This window comes from Shinella sp. H4-D48, assembly GCF_022637395.1.
In the GTDB taxonomy this organism is placed as follows: domain Bacteria; phylum Pseudomonadota; class Alphaproteobacteria; order Rhizobiales; family Rhizobiaceae; genus Shinella; species Shinella sedimenti.
The window spans coordinates 158,319-175,399 of record NZ_CP093339.1; the positions used below are offsets into that span (position 1 = coordinate 158,319).

The 17,081-nt window shown below is 62.8% G+C and carries 12 protein-coding genes; 1 reads left to right on the top strand and 11 read right to left on the bottom strand.

What is annotated here, in order from left to right; all coding sequences use genetic code 11:
• Nucleotides 1-160 precede the first annotated feature (160 nt).
• Both MNR02_RS21845 and MNR02_RS21850 read right to left on the bottom strand, forming a co-directional pair.
• Nucleotides 161-1,342 carry an acetate/propionate family kinase gene (locus MNR02_RS21845; RefSeq protein WP_241949842.1) on the bottom strand — a complete coding sequence of 394 codons (1,182 nt, stop codon included), beginning with the start codon at nt 1,340-1,342 and terminating at the stop codon, nt 161-163.
• The gene (locus MNR02_RS21850) at nt 1,339-2,739 is read right to left on the bottom strand and encodes a bifunctional enoyl-CoA hydratase/phosphate acetyltransferase (protein ID WP_241949843.1); all 1,401 of its coding nucleotides are present in this window, start codon (nt 2,737-2,739) and stop codon (nt 1,339-1,341) included. Before MNR02_RS21850 ends, MNR02_RS21845 begins: the two co-directional genes overlap by 4 nt.
• Before the next feature lie 326 nt (nt 2,740-3,065).
• On the opposite strand from MNR02_RS21850, the gene MNR02_RS21855 reads away from it, so the two are divergent.
• A complete protein-coding gene (locus MNR02_RS21855; protein WP_241949844.1) occupies nt 3,066-5,432 on the top strand; it encodes a phosphoketolase in 2,367 nt (788 codons plus the stop codon).
• Between the two features lie 325 nt (nt 5,433-5,757).
• Here the strand turns inward: MNR02_RS21855 and MNR02_RS21860 are convergent, their stop codons facing one another.
• The 9 genes from MNR02_RS21860 to MNR02_RS21900 form a co-directional block, all read right to left on the bottom strand.
• Nucleotides 5,758-8,121 (bottom strand): polysaccharide biosynthesis tyrosine autokinase, encoded by a 2,364-nt coding sequence (locus tag MNR02_RS21860; protein ID WP_241949845.1) that lies wholly within the window; start codon nt 8,119-8,121, stop codon nt 5,758-5,760.
• Nucleotides 8,122-8,204: 83 nt separating this feature from the next.
• Nucleotides 8,205-9,110, bottom strand: a complete 906-nt coding sequence (locus MNR02_RS21865) for a UTP--glucose-1-phosphate uridylyltransferase (RefSeq protein ID WP_241949846.1) — start codon at nt 9,108-9,110, stop codon at nt 8,205-8,207.
• A 4-nt stretch (nt 9,111-9,114) separates the two neighbouring features.
• Nucleotides 9,115-10,125 carry a glycosyltransferase family 2 protein gene (locus tag MNR02_RS21870; RefSeq protein ID WP_241949847.1) on the bottom strand — a complete coding sequence of 337 codons (1,011 nt, stop codon included), beginning with the start codon at nt 10,123-10,125 and terminating at the stop codon, nt 9,115-9,117.
• Nucleotides 10,122-11,045: a glycosyltransferase family 2 protein gene (locus tag MNR02_RS21875; protein WP_241949848.1), complete on the bottom strand. Its 924-nt coding sequence runs from the start codon at nt 11,043-11,045 to the stop codon at nt 10,122-10,124. Before MNR02_RS21875 ends, MNR02_RS21870 begins: the two co-directional genes overlap by 4 nt.
• Nucleotides 11,042-12,040 carry a glycosyltransferase family 2 protein gene (locus tag MNR02_RS21880; protein ID WP_241949849.1) on the bottom strand — a complete coding sequence of 333 codons (999 nt, stop codon included), beginning with the start codon at nt 12,038-12,040 and terminating at the stop codon, nt 11,042-11,044. The genes MNR02_RS21875 and MNR02_RS21880 overlap by 4 nt, the downstream gene beginning before the upstream one ends.
• Entirely contained in the window at nt 12,030-13,232 is a 1,203-nt protein-coding gene (locus MNR02_RS21885; protein WP_241949850.1) for a glycosyl transferase family 1, read from the bottom strand. Before MNR02_RS21885 ends, MNR02_RS21880 begins: the two co-directional genes overlap by 11 nt.
• A 13-nt stretch (nt 13,233-13,245) precedes the next feature.
• Nucleotides 13,246-14,031 carry a glycoside hydrolase family 16 protein gene (locus tag MNR02_RS21890; protein ID WP_241949851.1) on the bottom strand — a complete coding sequence of 262 codons (786 nt, stop codon included), beginning with the start codon at nt 14,029-14,031 and terminating at the stop codon, nt 13,246-13,248.
• Nucleotides 14,032-14,033: 2 nt separating this feature from the next.
• Nucleotides 14,034-15,158 carry an acyltransferase gene (locus tag MNR02_RS21895; RefSeq protein ID WP_241949877.1) on the bottom strand — a complete coding sequence of 375 codons (1,125 nt, stop codon included), beginning with the start codon at nt 15,156-15,158 and terminating at the stop codon, nt 14,034-14,036.
• Between the two features lie 370 nt (nt 15,159-15,528).
• Nucleotides 15,529-17,007, bottom strand: coding sequence for a lipopolysaccharide biosynthesis protein (locus tag MNR02_RS21900; protein ID WP_241949852.1), 1,479 nt, complete (start codon nt 17,005-17,007; stop codon nt 15,529-15,531).
• Between the last annotated feature and the right edge of the window lie 74 nt (nt 17,008-17,081).

The window sequence follows — 17,081 nt, forward strand, 5'->3', positions numbered from 1 at the left end:
AAAGTCAGGGCACACGTTCCCCGACATCGCCGTTGAAATCTGCATGATAAACTCGCGGGATTTTCCATCCGAATGGCTGGTCGCGCATTGACACAGCGCAAGGCCGGCCTGCTCCGACAGGATTACATTCATCGGGACGGTCGCCGTTTTTTGCCCGCCGCTAGCTGGTCTCCAGCATCGCGACCGCTTCTTCGGCGATCACCTGCTCTTCGTCCGTGGCGATGACAAAGGCGGCAATGCGGCTTGCGGGATCGCTAATGAGGGTGGTGTTTGCGGCGTTTGCGGCGTGATCAAGACAAAGACCAAGCCAGCCGAGCCGATCGCACACGCCGGCTCGGATTTTCGGCTGGTTTTCACCGACGCCGGCTGTGAAGACCAGGGTGTCGAGACCGCCAAGCGTGGCGGCCAGCCGGGCGATCTCTCCAGCGACGCGGAAGGTGAAAAGGTCGATCGCCTCTTTTGCCGCCAAGGCATCGCTTTCCAGCAGGTCGCGGCTATCAGCGCTGATGCCGGAAACGCCGAGCAGCCCGCACTTGTGATAGAGGAAATCTTCCAGCGCCGCTGGCGTTTGTTGCTCGCGCATCAGCAGATGCAGCAGCACGCCCGGGTCGATCGTGCCGCACCGCGTCGCCATCGGAATGCCGTCGAGCGTTGAAAACCCCATGCTTGTGTCGCGACTTCGACCATCATGCAGACCGCACAGGCTCGCGCCACTGCCGAGATGTGCAACCACCACTCTGCCGCCGGCGTTTTCCGGCGCGACGCGGGCCAACTCGCCGGCTATGAACTTGTATGACAGGCCATGAAAACCATAGCGCTTGATGCCACTGTCATATAGCGCACGCGGAATGGCGAAACGGCGCACGAGCGTATCGTTCGTGCGATGGAAGGCTGTATCAAAGGAGGCCGTTTGCGGCAGGCCTGGCCGAACGCGTTCAACGGCGTGGATCAGGCGCAGGCTCTGTGGCTGATGGAGTGGGGCGAGCACCGTCAACGCCTCGATGGCCGCGATACTGTCCGCATCGAGACGAACAGCGCCGTCAAAGCGGTCGCCGCCATGCACGACGCGGTGACCGGCCGCTGCGACCTTGCCGATATCGAAATGGCGGCTGAAGGTTGCGAAGGTCTCGGCAAGGATGCCGCTCAAATCCGCCTGCGGCTGGGAATCCAATGTGAAATCGAGACTGGTTTCACCCGCGTCCACGTGTAACGTCAGGGGTGTATGGCGGAAGTCGATCACGCCGCGGGCGATCCGGGCGGGGCCATCGGAGCCAAGCGCGAACAGCCCGATCTTCACCGTGGAGGAGCCCGCATTGAAGGTCAGAAGCGTCTTCCTGCTCATGCGCGCAATACCTCCGCTACATGCGGTGCGGCGACTATCTTGGCGAGGGCGGCCGAGGCAATGCGGGCAGAGAGCGGATCGGCGCGGCTGGTCAGGACAATAGGCACTCGTGCGCCGAGCACCAGGCCAGCCGCCGTCGCACCGGCGAAATAGATGAGCTGCTTGGCCAGCATGTTTCCGGCCTCGAGATCCGGCACCAGAAGGATGTCTGCCTGTCCCGCGACGGGCGAGACTATGCCCTTGGTGCGCGCGGCATCCATGCTGATGGCATTGTCGAAGGCGAGCGGGCCGTCGACGCACGCACCGGTGATCTGCCCACGCGCCGCCATCACGGTCAGCGCTGCGGCATCGAGCGTCGATGGCATTTTTGGGTTCACGGTCTCCACCGCCGCAAGCACCGCCACCCTTGGCTCCTCCATGCCCAGCCGGTGCAGCAGATCGACAGCGTTCTGACAGATGTCACGCTTGTGCTCCAGCGTCGGCTGGATGTTGATGGCGGCGTCTGTGACGATGAGAGGCTTGCCATAGGCCGGAATGTCCATCGCGTAGACGTGGCTGATGCGCCTTTCGGTTCGAAGACCCGAGCCCGGTGCCACGACGGCGCTCAGCAACTCGTCCGTGTGAAGGCTGCCCTTGACCAGGACGGACACGCTGCCGGAAACGGCAATTTCAACGGCGCGCTCGGCCGCGGCATGGCTGTGCGCGACCGAAATGATCTCCACGCCTTCGAGAGAGACCTGCGCCGCCTCCGCGGCAGCAAGAATTTTCGCCTCCGGCCCGATCAGGACTGGCTCCAACAGACCGGCGTCGCGCGCTTCCAGCGCGCCGGTGATGGCCGCGGCCGAGCAGGGGTGCACGATCGCGGCGCGCAATGGCGGAAGGTCCCGCGCCCGCTTCACGAGGGCTTCGTAGCGGTCGTGCCGTCTCAACGATATGTCGGGCAGCTGCGTGCGCGGCCATTCGATCCTGTGCTCGGGCGCAATGACCTTCGCGGTTCCCTTCAGCACGATCTCGCCCTGGAGATTGGTGCAGATGGTATCGAGCAGGACAATGCGCTTCTGCGGCTGCTTCTCCTTCACTGTGACGGTTGCGGTGACCGTATCGCCAGGCATGACGGGTTTGAGGAACTGCAGGTCCTGACCGAGATAGATCGTCCCTGGCCCCGGCAGGCGCGTGCCGAGCACGGCGGAGATGAGGGCAGCTGTCCACATGCCGTGTGCAACGATGTGCCCGAAGAGGCCGGTCTTTGCGAAGGCGGCATCCAGATGGGCCGGATTGTGATCGCCGGAGACAGCGGCAAAAAGCTCGATGTCGTCGCGTCCAACAAGATGGACGATGGATGCGGTGTCGCCCGGCTGAAGTTCGCCAAAAGTCCGGTTGCGAAGGAAGTCGTCCATCGGCTGTTCACCTGTGCAAAATATCGCGGGTCGTATTCTTCAGAGCGTTTGCGTGGTCTTGTATCTGCAAGGTAACCGCTTTTTGCATCAAGTCCCATGGCCGGATGGCTCATTGTCGGGCACCTTAGAGAGCGCGTCGCCGGCTCCCCTTGACGCAGATCAAGTTTAAGCGCGCGAAATCGCCTAGCATGCATCACTATCGACGCTCGCGGCGTTGGCAGCCGTCGGTCGCTTGCGGTTTTATTGCCGCAATCGATATCCGCGCAGCCGGGTCAAGCCGGGCGAGCATACGTTGACATCCCACACACGTGACTTGGAGAAATGCCATGGCGAACGATCCGAACACCGAGGACTTGGCGCTGCTCGATCGCTATTGGCGCGCAGCCAACTATTTGTCCGTCGGGCAGATCTATTTGATGGACAATCCTCTGCTGCGAGAACCTTTGAAGGCTGAGCACGTGAAGCCCCGACTTCTTGGCCATTGGGGCACGACACCCGGGCTCAATTTCATCTATGCCCATCTCAACCGGATCATCCGGGCAAGGGATGCCGAGATTCTCTATATCTGCGGCCCCGGCCATGGCGGTCCGGGCATGGTGGCCAACACCTATCTCGAGGGCACGTATTCCGAGATCTATCCCGAGATCGGCGAGGACGAGGCAGGGCTGAAAAAGCTTTTCCGCCAATTCTCATTTCCCGGCGGCATTCCAAGCCATGCGGCTCCCGAAACGCCCGGATCGATCCATGAGGGCGGGGAGCTCGGCTACGCACTTGTGCACGCCTATGGCGCAGCGTTCGACAATCCCGGTCTTGTTGTCGCCTGCGTTGTGGGCGACGGCGAAGCCGAGACGGGGCCGCTCGCCGCCGCCTGGCATTCCAACAAGTTCCTCAGCCCGGTCTGTGACGGCACGGTGCTGCCGATCCTGCATCTCAATGGCTACAAGATCGCCAATCCGACCGTACTGGCGCGCCTGCCGGACGAGGAACTTGCCCATCTCTTCAAGGGTTACGGCTACGACCCGATCTTCGTGGAGGGCCAAGAGCCGCAGGCTATGCACCGCGACATGGCTGCCGCTCTCGACACCGCCTTCGACCGCATCGCAGCTATTCGCGCGGCGGCCAAGGCCGACCCGGCCCGCCGACCGCGCTGGCCGATGATCGTGCTGCGCAGTCCAAAGGGCTGGACGGGACCGAAGGAGGTGGACGGCAAGATGGTCGAGGGCCATTGGCGTTCGCATCAGGTGCCCGTTTCGGAATGCCGCTCGAATGCCGGCCATCGCGATATTCTCGAAGCCTGGATGCGCAGCTACGGGCCGGACGACCTCTTTGATGGAAGTGGTCGCCTGAAGCCGGAGCTGCGCGCGCTCGCACCTAAGGGTGAGCGCCGCATGGGCGCCACTCGTCACGCCAATGGCGGCGCTTTGCGCAAGGAACTGCGCACCCCTGATATCAACGACTATGCGGTTGCCGTCGACGATCCGGGGTCCATGGATGCGCAGGCGACGAAGGTTCTTGGTGACTACCTGCGCGATGTTATCCGGCTGAATGCGGCGGAGAGCAATTTTCGCGTCTTCGGCCCGGACGAAACGGCGTCGAACCGGCTCGGCAGCGTCTTCGAGGCGACGGATCGCGTTTGGATGGCTGAGACGCTCTCGACCGACGATCATCTGGCGCCTCAGGGCCGCGTGATGGAAGTACTGAGCGAGCATCTCTGCCAAGGCTGGCTGGAAGGCTATCTGCTGACCGGCCGCCATGGCTTCTTCTCCTGCTATGAAGCCTTCATTCACATCGTGGATTCGATGTTCAACCAGCATGCGAAGTGGCTGAAGGTGGCGCGCGAACTGCCCTGGCGAAAGCCGGTCTCCTCGCTCAACTACCTGCTCACCTCCCATGTCTGGCGCCAGGACCATAACGGCTTCTCACACCAGGATCCGGGCTTCGTTGATCTCGTCGCCAACAAAGGCGCCGATATTGTGCGCGTTTATCTGCCGCCGGATGCCAACACGCTGCTTTGGGTCGGCGATCATTGCCTGAAGACATGGAACCGCATCAACGTCATCGTCGCCGGAAAGCAGCCGGCGCCCCAATGGCTGACGATGGCGGAGGCGGTACACCACTGTGAGGCCGGGATTGGCATATGGGACTGGGCGGGCACGGAAGAGGGGCTCAGCCCCGATATCGTGATGGCCTGCGCAGGCGACGTGCCGACAATGGAGACGCTTGCCGCCGTCGCTCTCCTGCGCGAGGCGCTGCCGCATTTGCGTGTCCGCGTCGTCAATGTGGTGGACCTGATGGCGCTGCAATCGCCGCGTCACCATCCGCATGGGCTTCCCGATGCGGATTTCGACCGGATCTTCACGCGCGACCGGCCGGTGGTCTTCGCCTATCACGGCTATCCCTATCTCATCCACCGCCTGGTCTACAAACGCACCAACCATCCGAACTTCCACGTAAGTGGCTTCATCGAGAAGGGCACGACGACGACGCCCTTCGACATGGCAGTAATGAACGAGCTCGATCGATATCACCTCGCCATCGAGGCCATCGAGCGCTTGCCGGTTCCGGGCGAAAGGTCGGTGTCTATGGTAGACGCGCTGAAGGGCAAGCTTGCCGAGCATCACGCCTATGTGCGCGAATTCGGCGAGGACATGCCCGAGATCCAGAATTGGCGATGGCCTTATCCACGGAAGTAGGATCGTAGGCAGGCAGCGCTTTTATGGGCGCTGCTATTCTGCGAAAGTAGATTGCTCAGAGACCGCAACGTCAGCCTGCCGCGCGACGGGAGCATCGCTTTCCTGGTGCGAGATCCCTACCTACCTTCCGGAACGTTCCGCGCGGACCTGTGCTATCCGTGTGACGCCGATGTGCCCTCGCCGAGGGGATCGAGGATTGCCTGCGGCTGGCGGTGCTGGAACGTCTCGAGCTGTCGCTGGCTTGCGGACGCAACCGGCCCGCCCGCCAACAGCCTTGAACGCTGATGGAAGGTGGCCGAGATGGGGAATGCGCGGCGGCGCGCCATCACTGGCGCGTGCCACCGCGCATCTGGTCGACGTAGTACTGTTGATAAAGGTCGCGGTACTTTTCGGCCGTACCGGCATCGCTGTAGCGGGGCAATGTGTCCATGTCCGTCTTGTTGAGGATGACGCCGATGGTTTTTGCATCGATGCGGCTTTCGGCGGCGAGGAGGTCGCGCACCAGGTTCGCGGGGGTGCGACCCCATTCGACGACGAACAGGAAGCCGTCGGCCAGTGGCTCGAAAGCCTTGGCATCGATGACGGGGGCCAGCGGGGGCAGGTCTACGATGACATAGTCGAAGGCCTGGCGTGCTTCCTCGATGAGTTGTTGCATGGCTGGCGAGGAGATGAGGTCGTTGACGTGGGGTGCGCAGGCGCCGCCGGGCTGGACTGCAATCGGCAGCATGGAGAGCTGGGATTGCCGGTCGGTCTTCACGGCCTGGCCCCACGAAATGGTTCCCATAAGGGCTTCTACGAGACCCGCCTGCGGTGCCGGCTTCATGATCGCACCCAGGCTCGGCCTGCGCATATCGGCGTCGATCAGCAGCGTCCTTCTGCCGCTCGCAGCAAGAAGGGCTGCAAAATTGATCGCAACGGTTGATTTGCCTTCCCCCGGCAGGGCCGAGGTCACGCCGATCACGCGATTCTTGCTCAGGATTGTCATGTCGCTGATCAGCTTGGCGTTGCGCAGGGTTTCGGCGAAGACCGAGCGGGGCGCATCGAGAACGACGCGCGTCATCCGCTCGAGCGGAACGTTCTCCTCGCCGTCTTCCCCGGTAGGGCTGCCTGGTCCGGACTCCGACTTCACTGCCTGGGCGCCAATCGTCGCGGGTCTGCCTTTCCTTGTACCGCCGATGAGCGGCAGGTAGCCGAGCGGCTTCAGTTCAAGGATGGAGCGTATGTCGCTTTCGAGACGGAAGGCGCGTTCGCGCATTTCCTGCACGAAGGTCAGTGCACCGCCGGCCATCAGGCCGAGCACAGCGGCAAGGCCGAGCACCATGGTCTTGTTGGGGCTGGAGGCGGATGTCGGCACACCGGCGTCGGAGATCACCCGCGCCTTGGGGATCGGGAAGGACTGTTTCTGAGAGGCCTGCTCGTAACGGGCGAGATAGGATTCCGAAAGCGCCTTCAGCGCCGTTGCCTTCTGCTCCAGCTCACGCAGGTGCACGGAGGAAAGGTTCGCATCGGCATTGCTGCCGGTGACCTTCCGGATGCTCTCCCGCAGCGAAACTTCGCGTGAACGGGAAACTTCGTATTCGTTGCGGAAGCTCGCTGTCAGTTGCTGGAGTTCGCGGTAGATCTGCCCGGCGAGATTTTCCTTCTCGGCGCGCAGCGCGATGGCCTGTGGATGGTCTGCTCCGAAATTCTGCGTGATGTCCTGCGCGCGTTTCACGACGGAATTGTAGCGTTCTCGCAAATCCTGCAGCACCGAGCCACCCGTCTGCTGCGTCGGGATGGAGGCATTGTCGATGGCCTTGTCCGGTCCCTGATCGACGATGGCCCGGAACTGGGCGTAACGGGCAGAGGCGCTTGCAGCATCGGCCTGGGCGAGGATGAGCTGGCTGTTGAGGTCGGCAAGCTGCTGTTCGGACATCAGTTCGCCGCGGGCGGTGGTGAGACCGTTCTCGCTGCGGTAACGTTCGACTTCCAGGGCGGCGTCCTGCGCGCGGGTCTGAATGTCGGTAAGGCGCTCCTGCAGCCAGGTCGAGGCCTGTTCCGTCGCCGTGAAATTGGCGCTGAGCTGGTCTTCGAAAAAGGCCTCGGAATAGCGCCGGGTAACGGCGGCCGCTAGCTGGGGGTCTGTCGAGCGGAAAGAAACGGCAAGCACGGCGCTGCGGGAAACGCGCTCCACGGCCAATGACTGCTGCAGAATGCTGGCCGCCTTATCGCGGCGTCCCTTTGCAAGCGCCTCCTGCGAGGCTTCCGGGCCGGAGGAACCAAGCGAGGCGAGCGACTTCGCCCAGCCCTTGACGGTCGCGACGGGCGACTGCGGCGGGTTGAGAACGGTTTCATTGTCGGCCAGCTTGAGGTCATCGACCACGCGCAGCGCCAGCCGCCCCGACTTCAGAATTTCGACGGCGCTTGCGATACGCATGTCGACCTGTTGGCTGCTTTGGGGCGAAGGCTCGCTCTCCTCGGCATAACGCGACAGATCTTCATCGAGCAGGATCTGCGTCATCGACGTATAAATCGGTGTCGCGAACACCAGATAGGCGACAGCGAGCGCGACGGCGACCGCGACCGAAAGGGCAATCAGGCGCGCCCTGCGAACGAGGATCGTCATCAGGCGATTGAGGTCGATGAAAGAATCGGACGGGTCCGGTTCCCTGTGAAGAATGCGGCTTTGCGTTACCGTACGTTGATGCATGGGGCTCCGTTCTGCCTTTCGGCGCGATGGATGCTTTCCTCCCCGACATGTCTCCGGACCGCTCTTGGCCCGGAGACACGAGATTATGCCGCGCGAATCCGGCCCTCGTGCGACGACATCATGTCGCGCAGGGATTCATAGACGGCGCCTCCGATATCCGGACGAGCGAGCGCGAAGGCGACATTGGCCTCGATGAAGCCGTGCTTGGAGCCGCAATCATAGGTCCGTCCCTCATAGGGATGGGCGTGGAAGGGCTGGCCCCTGGAAAGTTCCAGCATGCTGTCGGTCAACTGGATCTCGTTGCCTGCGCCGCGCTGCTGTCGAGCGAGATGGCCGAAGATCTCCGGCTGGAGAATGTAGCGGCCGTTGAGGAAGAGATTTGACGGCGCTTCGCCGGCTTTCGGCTTTTCCACCATATGGGTTACGGCAAAGCCGTGACGCACGGCCGCACCTCTACCGACGATGCCATATTGCGAGGCATCCTCAGGTGCGCATTGTTCGACACCGACGACATTGCCGCCGACTTCGCCGTAAAGCTCCATCAAGCCCGCCAGGCAGCCGCGCACGCCGAAAGAAATCATGTCGGGCAGAAGCAGCGCGAAGGGCTCGTCGCCGATAAGGTCGCGTGCACACCAGACGGCATGGCCGAGGCCTAGCGGCGCCTGCTGGCGGGTGAAGCTCACCGAGCCGGCGGTTGGCAGAAGGCGGGAGAGCTCGCTGACCTTGTCGTTCTTGCCGGATCGTTCGAGCGAAGAGATGAGCTCCGGCGTGTCGTCGAAATGATCTTCGATGACCTGCTTGTTGCGGCTGGTGACGAAAACGATATGTTCGATGCCGGCCTCGCGGGCCTCGTCGAGCGCATACTGCACGACGGGGCGGTCGACGATGGTCAACATTTCCTTGGGCATGGCCTTTGTGGCCGGCAGGAATCGGGTTCCGTTGCCGGCGACGGGAATGACAGCCTTGCGGACGGTCTTGGTTCGCACCATGGCATTATCCTTTGTTCTTGAGCGCGAGTTCCTGCGCTGTCGGGGGAGCTGAGGCCGCGCGGGGCGCGGCCGTCTTGCGGTGGATCGGCGGCGCGGTCAGGCGGCGCCAACGGGCAGCGATCGGCATCGCGAGATGCCGCAGAGCACGCGGATCGCCAAGCGCTACCTTGGCGGCAGCGCCGAACGAACGGTTCTTGAGGTGTTGGACGAGTGCCAGAAAGGCGCGCGTTTCCATGAGGTTGCGCGTGCGCCGACGCTGCGCGGCGGCGGCTTCGCCCGAAAACGGGAAGCGTGCGAGAAGCCGACGATCGCCAGCCAGCATGCCATCGACATGGTGGAGGTGCAGCACGCGGGAAATCGAGCTTTCGCGGATATGGTAGAGATAACCCGCCTCCGGGACGACCGTGCAGCGGCCATCCGAAGCAAGCACGGCGGCGAGCAGAAGATAATCTTCGCCGATGCGCAGGGCCTCGTCGTAGGTGAGTCGGTTTTCCCGCAGGAAGGCGCGGCGGAAGACCGGTTTCATGTAGCCGAAATTGTGCGTGCTGCGAAAAATCCGGTTGGATTCGATGAATGCCGGCAATGTCAGGCCGGGCATGGCAGCAAGGAGGCTTTGCGGAAACATCCGCTCCGTGCGGCCATCCGCATGCAGCACATCAAGATTATCGACTGCCGCTACCGCACCCGCGCTTTCCGCTGCACCGATCATGCGGGCAAGACGGCCCGGCCGCATCGTGTCATCGGCATCGAGAACTGCGATCCAGCGGCCGCGCGCGGTGGCAAAGCCGGCATTGCGCGCTGCGCCGGGTCCGCCGTTGCAGTCGAGCGATAAAAGCTTCACGGCCGGCTCGCCCAGTGTGGTGACGATTTGGCGTGTCGCGTCGGTCGAGCAGTCGTCGGCAACGATTACCTCTACCGATACGCCATCCTGCGCCAGGGCACTGCCTACGGCTCTCTTGATCGTGTCGGCCGCGTTATATGCGGCGATCACGACGCTGACATCGGGAGTGGTCATTGCACCGCCTCCAGATTTCCATAGGGCTCGATGGCGCGTGCACCGAACAGACCGCCGATCGCGCCAGCATGAAGAAGACCGCGCAAGAAGAAGCGGTTACGGCGTACAGGGGAGAAGGCGAAGGCCGTCGCACCCGCAAAGCAGACAGCGCTTTTCGCAGCGGCCAGCGCGGCCGCGCTCAGGCGCGATGCACCTTCATGGCGCGCAGCGAGAAGCCGGCCATGGGTCTGCCCCATGCGCAGCCTCCGGCGCGCCAGCCAGGAGAGGCAGGCACGCTCCGCCGGAACGATTTCCTTCACCCAGGCCTCCTCGGCAAAGGCGATGTGCCCGCCTTCGGCATGAACCGCGCTGAAGAAGGCGGTGTCCTCACCGCCGCTACGGCCCAGCGCAAGATCGAAGCGCCGGCCAGCGATAGACGGCGCGGCACGACGCATCAGGACGTTGCAGGTATATCCGGTGCGAATTTCGCCGTTCACCCAGACGGGACGCGTGGCGTGGAAATCGCCCTCACGCATCCAGTCCGGCGCGCCTTGCCCGTAGAGCGCGCGCACGGGGCCAAGCACCACGTCGGCGCGACGTTTTCCTGCGGCGGCGAGCAGCGCGTCCAGCCAGAGGGGCTCCACCGTCTCGTCGTCATCGACGAAGGCGATGAAGTCGGCATCACTGTGTTCGAGGCAGGCGTTGCGGGCGATGGAGATATTTCCAGCGGGGCAGTGCACATAAAGGATGCTGGCCGGAAGCATTGGCATCGCGGCTTCGACGCGATCGCGGGCGCTCGGCTCCACGTCGTTGTCGGCGACAATGATGCCGAGGCGTACGCCCGCCGGAACGATCAGCTGCGAGAGTGAGGTGAGTGTTTCCGTCAGTGCGGTGCGCCGAAATGTGCAGATGGCGATGTCGATGCGAATAGGAGCCGTCATGCAAGGGCCCTCCGCTGGCGCGGATCCAGCACCTCGCGCCAGAATCCTGCCGACCACGCGAAATGCATGATCATGGCGGAAACGGCGGCGAGCGGGCCATATGGATTGCGTTGGCTGAGCGCCATCCACGCGCCATAGCCCATGCAAGCGGCAGCCCAGAGCACGAACGGCACGGCGGCAATCCAGTTGATGGCGGCAAGGAACGCACCGACGGCGACGGGCGCCACCATCAGCGGCAGCATCTGTCGGACGCTCGGGCGCGAGCGGTGTTTCAGGAAGTTTCTCGCCCGGCCGCGGCCGTAGCCGAAATACTGCCTGAAAAGCGGCAAGGCACTGGCCCTTGGATAGTAGACCATGCTTGTGCGTGCGGTCATCCACACACGGTAGCCCGCCCGATGGAGCCGGTAGTCGTATTCGGCATCCTCGTTGGCGGTAAACGCTTCGTCGTACCCGCCAATGGCGCGGAAGGCGGCGATGCGCATCAGCGCGTGATGGCCGTGATCCGTCCAGTGGCTTTCGGCGCCGACGCGGTGTTTGGCTCCGCCGTTGCCGAGGACGGAATTCTGCGCGACGGCCGTCGCCTTCTGAAAGGTGCCGAAGCCGATCGTCTGCATGGCAACCACGACCGAATCCGCGCCGGTTTCGAGCGCCTCCTCCACCAGCACGCGGCAGTAGTCGTCCGGATAGGTGCCATGGGCATCGATGCGGATGAGGTAATCGTGTTCGGCGCCGAAGGTCGCGACGGCGAGGTTGATTGCGGCGCTCTGGATGCGTTTGGGATTGTCGAGCACGTGCATGTTGGGCACCGCCACCGCGAGGCGACGAGCGATATCCCGCGTGCCGTCGCTGCTGCCGCCATCGACGACGACGAGGGTGGCAGTAAGGCCGGCCAGTGTCGGTTCGAGCTGGCGCACCAGATGCTCGAGATAAGGCGCCTCGTTGAGGCAGGGGATGACGATCAGGCAACGCACCGAGGCGACGGCATCAGCGTTCATGGCAATCCACCTTGTTGGCGATGAGGGACGGGAGGGGAGGAAGAGCCGCCAGTCCTGCCGGCTGGCGCAAGGCGCCCAGGCGCTGGACGAAGGCTGCGCAGTCGGCGCGATCCAGGACCCAGGGCCGTGTGCCAAGCGCGACAAGGCGGGCGTTGAGCGCTCGATAGGCATCTTCACCGAATGTGGCGAAGCGCTCGGTGAGCGTTTCGAGGCGGCCATCGGCAAGGGCAATGCCGATACCGTGCCGGGCGGCGAGGCGCGCGGTTTCGGTGCCGTCGAGAACGATGGGCAGGGCACCGTGCCGACCACCTTCATAGATGCGGTTGGGCAGCAGCCACTGCGAGTTCTGGCCTTCTTCGAAGAAGTCGATGGCCCAGGTGAAATCCACCTCGGCATAGATGGCCGACAGGTCCTCCGGGTTGCGGTAAGGGCCTTCGAAGCGGATGAAGGGTTCTCGATTGACGATGCCATCGAAATCGTCGAATTCGCGGTAGGCCGGCCGGCCGCGCAACACCACCTCGAAACGTCCTTCCATGCGTCGCGTGAACGCACAAAGCAGGTCAAGCGATTTTCGGCAGCGGATCGCGCCGAACCAGCCAATGCGCCACGGTGCGCCGTCCGGGCGGGCGCGTTCCGGCGGGCGGGTGTCGTGGCTGCCCAACTCCAGCACCCGGTTCTCCAGCAAGTGGATCGGCGCGCGGATGCCGGAAAGGGGTTTGAAGTAGTGTTCTATGAAGGCCGGTGAGCTGGTGACGACGAGGCCGGCGTTGCCGCCGAAATAGCTCTCGGCCCTACGCAGGACCCGGCCCACCGCGCCTGTTTTCAGCATCAGGCGGTGAACATCGAGGCATTCATAGGCAATCGGGACGGCGCCGAAGTGCGCCGAGGCGCGCCGCGCCAGCACCAGCATTTCGAGGTTGCGGGCGAGGATCACGTCCGGTTGCGGCAGGCCCGCCAGCTTCAGGGGCAGCCGCGCTACCGCACCGGCCACCGCGACCAGACGCTGGGCAAAGCGGGCGTCTGCGGTGGTGCCGAGTTCCAGCGGTGTGATGCTCTCGATGTCGGCGAAACGGTTTTCGCCGCGGCGGAAGCCTGCGAGCATCACCTCCGAGCCGCCCGCCTGCAGCATGAGAACCCGTCGGCGCACGGCAGGGTCGGAAAGGTCGTGAACGAGGTAGAGGACCCTGAGCATCGGCGTCATCCGCTCAGTTCACCAGGCAGGCGACGGAACCGTCGAACTGGCAAGGCTCACCTTCGGCGGTGAACGCGAGACGCTCCACTTCCACCCGCGTCGGGCCGGAAAACGCAAAACGCCCCATCCAGTCGGAAAGTGTGTCGGTGCCCCAAAGCGACAGGAAGATTTTCTGCGCGTGGTTGGGCAACTTCTTCGGGTCCGTCACCTCGTGCACCAAAGCGCCGTTCACATAATAGCGCAGGCTTTGCTTCTGCCAGACGAAGGCATAGTCGTTGAAGCCTTTGTCGGCGCCACCGGGAACGGGCACGAGTTTCTCGTTGCCGCCCTTACCGGCGATGTACTGGTTGAGCTGGACGCGACTGGTATCCTTGCCGAGAACCTCGAAATCTATCTCGTCATGCGGTTTTTTATCAGTCGGGCCGATATAGGTGAAGAAGGCCGAGTTGAGACCCGCGCCGGTGGCCGTTTTCATGCGCACCTCATAGGTGCCGTAGCCGTAGCGTTTGACAGTCTGCACCTCGCCACAGGCATACTGGCGCTCGCCGGAGGGCTTGGCGTCGAAGGAAAGCAGGAGTCTTCCGTCTTCGACACTCACCTGGTCCTTGGACCATGTGCAGTTCTGATGTTTCCCGTTGTCCCAGCCGTCGGAGATGTACCAGCGGGCGGCGTCGAGTCGGTCGAACTCTTCGACGAAAGAGGTACCGGAAGCCCCGTCCTGTGCGGCGAGGGGACCTGCGCCGCCAAGTGTGGCGAGGAGGGCGGATGCCCCGATGGCCTGTTTCAGCAGAATGGTCATGATCACCTCCGTTGAGCGATGGAGCCGTTGGGCTTCATCGGCGGGTGTGGGCGTTCGGCCAGCGGCCGTTTGCGATCGCCCATGCGGCGGCCGGTAAGGATGGCGTGCAATGCGGGTGCAAAGCGCCGTGCCAGCGCATGGGTGGAAAAGAGGATGACGAGGGCCAGCAGCGGACTTGCAGCGTAGAACAGCGGGTAATCGGCATGACTGCCGAGCCGATTCCAGACCATCCAGAAGAGGATGAGCAATGGATAGTGCCCGCAGAAGATCCAGAAGCTCAGTCCGCCAAGCTGCGCCAGCCTCTGGCCTGCGGCGGTGCGGACAAGGAGCGCCGAAAGTGCCCAGGCGCCGAAGATACCGGCGATAGCAGTGACGGCGCGGAGCATGTTGAGCCAGACGGGGAACTCTGGACCATAGGCGTAGAGCGCAACGGAAAGCAGTACCGCCATTGCAAGCACGGAGAGGACTACGGGCAGAGCGAAACGATCCATCCGTTTGATATCGATGCGATGGAGCGCCATTGCGACGCCGAAGCTGAAGCCGAACAGAATGGATTTCTTGAGGAAAATGCCACTGGGCACCGGCAGCACGGCATAGGCCAGCATCAGCCCGAGCACCGTGAGCGGATAGCGCAGGCCGGCAAGCGCGATCACCGGTGAGAGAATGAGGCAAACAAGCAGATCCCGCAGGAAGTAGAGCGGAATATTGATTGGCCAGTTCTCAATGGCGAGGGAGAGGTTCATCACCTCACGCGGCGTCGCATTGACGAGGTCGGGCAGGTAACCGAAGCCGATGCCGCGTGTCTGGGCAAGATAGACGAGTGCGAGAAACGCGATGTTCCAGAGCAGGAACGGCAGAAGGATCGTCGATGCCTTGCTGCGCAGTGTCCTGCGATAATCGAAGGCTTCGAAGCCGCGATGAAAGAGCAGGTAACCGGATATGGCACTAAGGCAGGGCACGCCAATACGGAACAGGCTGTCGCCCAGGAAGACGCGCATCCAGTCGAAGCCGCTGAACGCGCCTGCATAGGGGCTCGTTGCCGGATCGTGGGGAACATGCACGAAGATGATCCCAGATATCAGCACGATCCGCATCATATTGATGCGTGCCGAGACTGTCGCGTCGATTTGCACGGTTGCGTCACCCCTCTGGTGCGCCGTTCCCATCGGGCGGCCTTCGAACAAGGACAGACCGAAGCCTGAGAAGAGGAGTTTGCGCGACGGGACAGCAGAAAATGTGGCGGCGCAGCAAATTTGCCGGCGAATACGGTTGCATCGCAGCATCGGGTGCAAAATTGCATTCGGTCAGAAACACACGCTCACATACGTGTGAGACAAATGTGAAGTCCCGTTTAACAATACTTTGAAGGCTATTCGAATGTACTGATGTAGACGCAATTTTTGAGTGCAAGCGGCCCGGAATTTTTTTCAATTTTCTGCGATGATTTGGTTTGGATCAGCGACTATTCCGGCGCATCGCCCATGAATTGGGGCGGCCTCAAGGCAGGCCGACAGGCGATGTGGCGCCGGGACGACGCACCAGATCCAGCAGCTTTCGCAGCAACGGCCGCTCTGTAAGAAGCGTGAGGGCAACGTAGATCGCGCCGCCGAGCAAGATGCCGATCACGACCTGCAGCGCGGGATGGAACTCAGGCGACAGATAGTTGTCGAGGGCATAACGCACTGCAAGCGCCATTAGTGCGGCAGTGAGCATGGGGCGGATCGACTGGTAGAAGCCGGAGAGGAAAGGTGTTCTATCGGCCCGGAATACGACCCAGGAATAGCCGACGAGCACCGCCGCGTTGACAAGGCAAAGCGCGACCATCGCCTCGATGAGCGTGCCGTTATAGGCGCCGTAGGCGACGGCGGCGGTGGTTGCCGCCGCACGACCCACCGCCCACCAGAACAATGCGCTGCCATGGCCGGAACCCTTCAGATAGGGAATGAAGGTGCTGCACGGCGTCAGCAGTCCCTTGGAGATGGCCAGCAGCCCAAGCACCGGCCAGGCGGAGGCCCATTGCGCGCCAAAAAGCAGCAGCATGGCCGGCTCGGCAACTGCCCAGAGGCCGAACATCATCGGCGCGAGCAGCAAGGTCGTGACCTGTGTGCTCAGCATCAGCGCCTGCGAGCGGCGCTCGCGGTCATGCATCATTGCGCTAAAGGCGGGAAAAAGGACACCCATCACGCCCGACAGCACGACCTGATTGGGAATGCTGGAAAAGCGATTGGCGGCCGAATAAGCGCCGGCATCGGCCAGGCCGAGGAAGCGCGATATCACCACCATGGGGGACTGGAAGGTGACGAAATTGGCGAGCTCCGAGCCCATCAGCCCGAGGCTGAAGCGTGTCAGCCGAACGACGCTGGCCAGACGAAACTGCAGGCGCGGCAAATAGCGCGAAACGAAGAAGAGGCCGACAAGCCGGATCACCCCGGCGACAAAAAGCTGGCAAACGAGCGCGAAGATGCCGAAACCGGAAAATGCCAGGATCACCGCCGCAATGGCCGCGATCGATTCGGAAATCATGCTCCACAGTGCATCCCGGCTGAACTGCATGCGGCGGGCGACAAGCGCATAGGCAACGTCGCCAGCGAGCTGCAGGGGTATGAGCAAACACATAAGCCGCAGAAGCGATGCTGCGTCCGCTGCGCCGAACCAGTCCGCCAGGGGCTCGGCGAAGACATAGAGCCCAGCTGCCATAAGGAAGGCGAAGGCGAGATTGGCCCAGAAAACCGAGTGAATCGTCTCGGATTCTTCCTTCGCCTCGAGAATGAGAGCCGAAGCGAGACCGGCCCCGCCGATCATCGCCAAAAACTGCACGACGGCCAGCGCCACGGCAACCGCGCCGAATTCTTCGGGTGTCAGCAGTCGGGCAAGAATGGGCACAGTGACAAACTTAAGCCCGAATGTGCTTGTCTTGGATAAGACGCTCCAGCCGACATTTCGCGTTACCGACTTCGCGTTCACGGACTGGGACATGTCGGAAACCTGCTTCAAAAGGAGCATCGACGAAGACAAAAGCCTGCGCCGGAAACGGCCACGCCCCGGTGGGA

Bases quoted from the DNA above. Each gene is read 5' to 3' on its own strand.
- MNR02_RS21845 (WP_241949842.1), bottom strand. From the start codon at position 1,342: ATGAGCAGGAAGACGCTTCTGACCTTCAATGCGGGCTCCTCCACGGTG.
- MNR02_RS21850 (WP_241949843.1), bottom strand. From the start codon at position 2,739: ATGGACGACTTCCTTCGCAACCGGACTTTTGGCGAACTTCAGCCGGGC.
- MNR02_RS21855 (WP_241949844.1), top strand. From the start codon at position 3,066: ATGGCGAACGATCCGAACACCGAGGACTTGGCGCTGCTCGATCGCTAT.
- MNR02_RS21860 (WP_241949845.1), bottom strand. From the start codon at position 8,121: ATGCATCAACGTACGGTAACGCAAAGCCGCATTCTTCACAGGGAACCG.
- MNR02_RS21865 (WP_241949846.1), bottom strand. From the start codon at position 9,110: ATGGTGCGAACCAAGACCGTCCGCAAGGCTGTCATTCCCGTCGCCGGC.
- MNR02_RS21870 (WP_241949847.1), bottom strand. From the start codon at position 10,125: ATGACCACTCCCGATGTCAGCGTCGTGATCGCCGCATATAACGCGGCC.
- MNR02_RS21875 (WP_241949848.1), bottom strand. From the start codon at position 11,045: ATGACGGCTCCTATTCGCATCGACATCGCCATCTGCACATTTCGGCGC.
- MNR02_RS21880 (WP_241949849.1), bottom strand. From the start codon at position 12,040: ATGAACGCTGATGCCGTCGCCTCGGTGCGTTGCCTGATCGTCATCCCC.
- MNR02_RS21885 (WP_241949850.1), bottom strand. From the start codon at position 13,232: ATGCTCAGGGTCCTCTACCTCGTTCACGACCTTTCCGACCCTGCCGTG.
- MNR02_RS21890 (WP_241949851.1), bottom strand. From the start codon at position 14,031: ATGACCATTCTGCTGAAACAGGCCATCGGGGCATCCGCCCTCCTCGCC.
- MNR02_RS21900 (WP_241949852.1), bottom strand. From the start codon at position 17,007: ATGTCCCAGTCCGTGAACGCGAAGTCGGTAACGCGAAATGTCGGCTGG.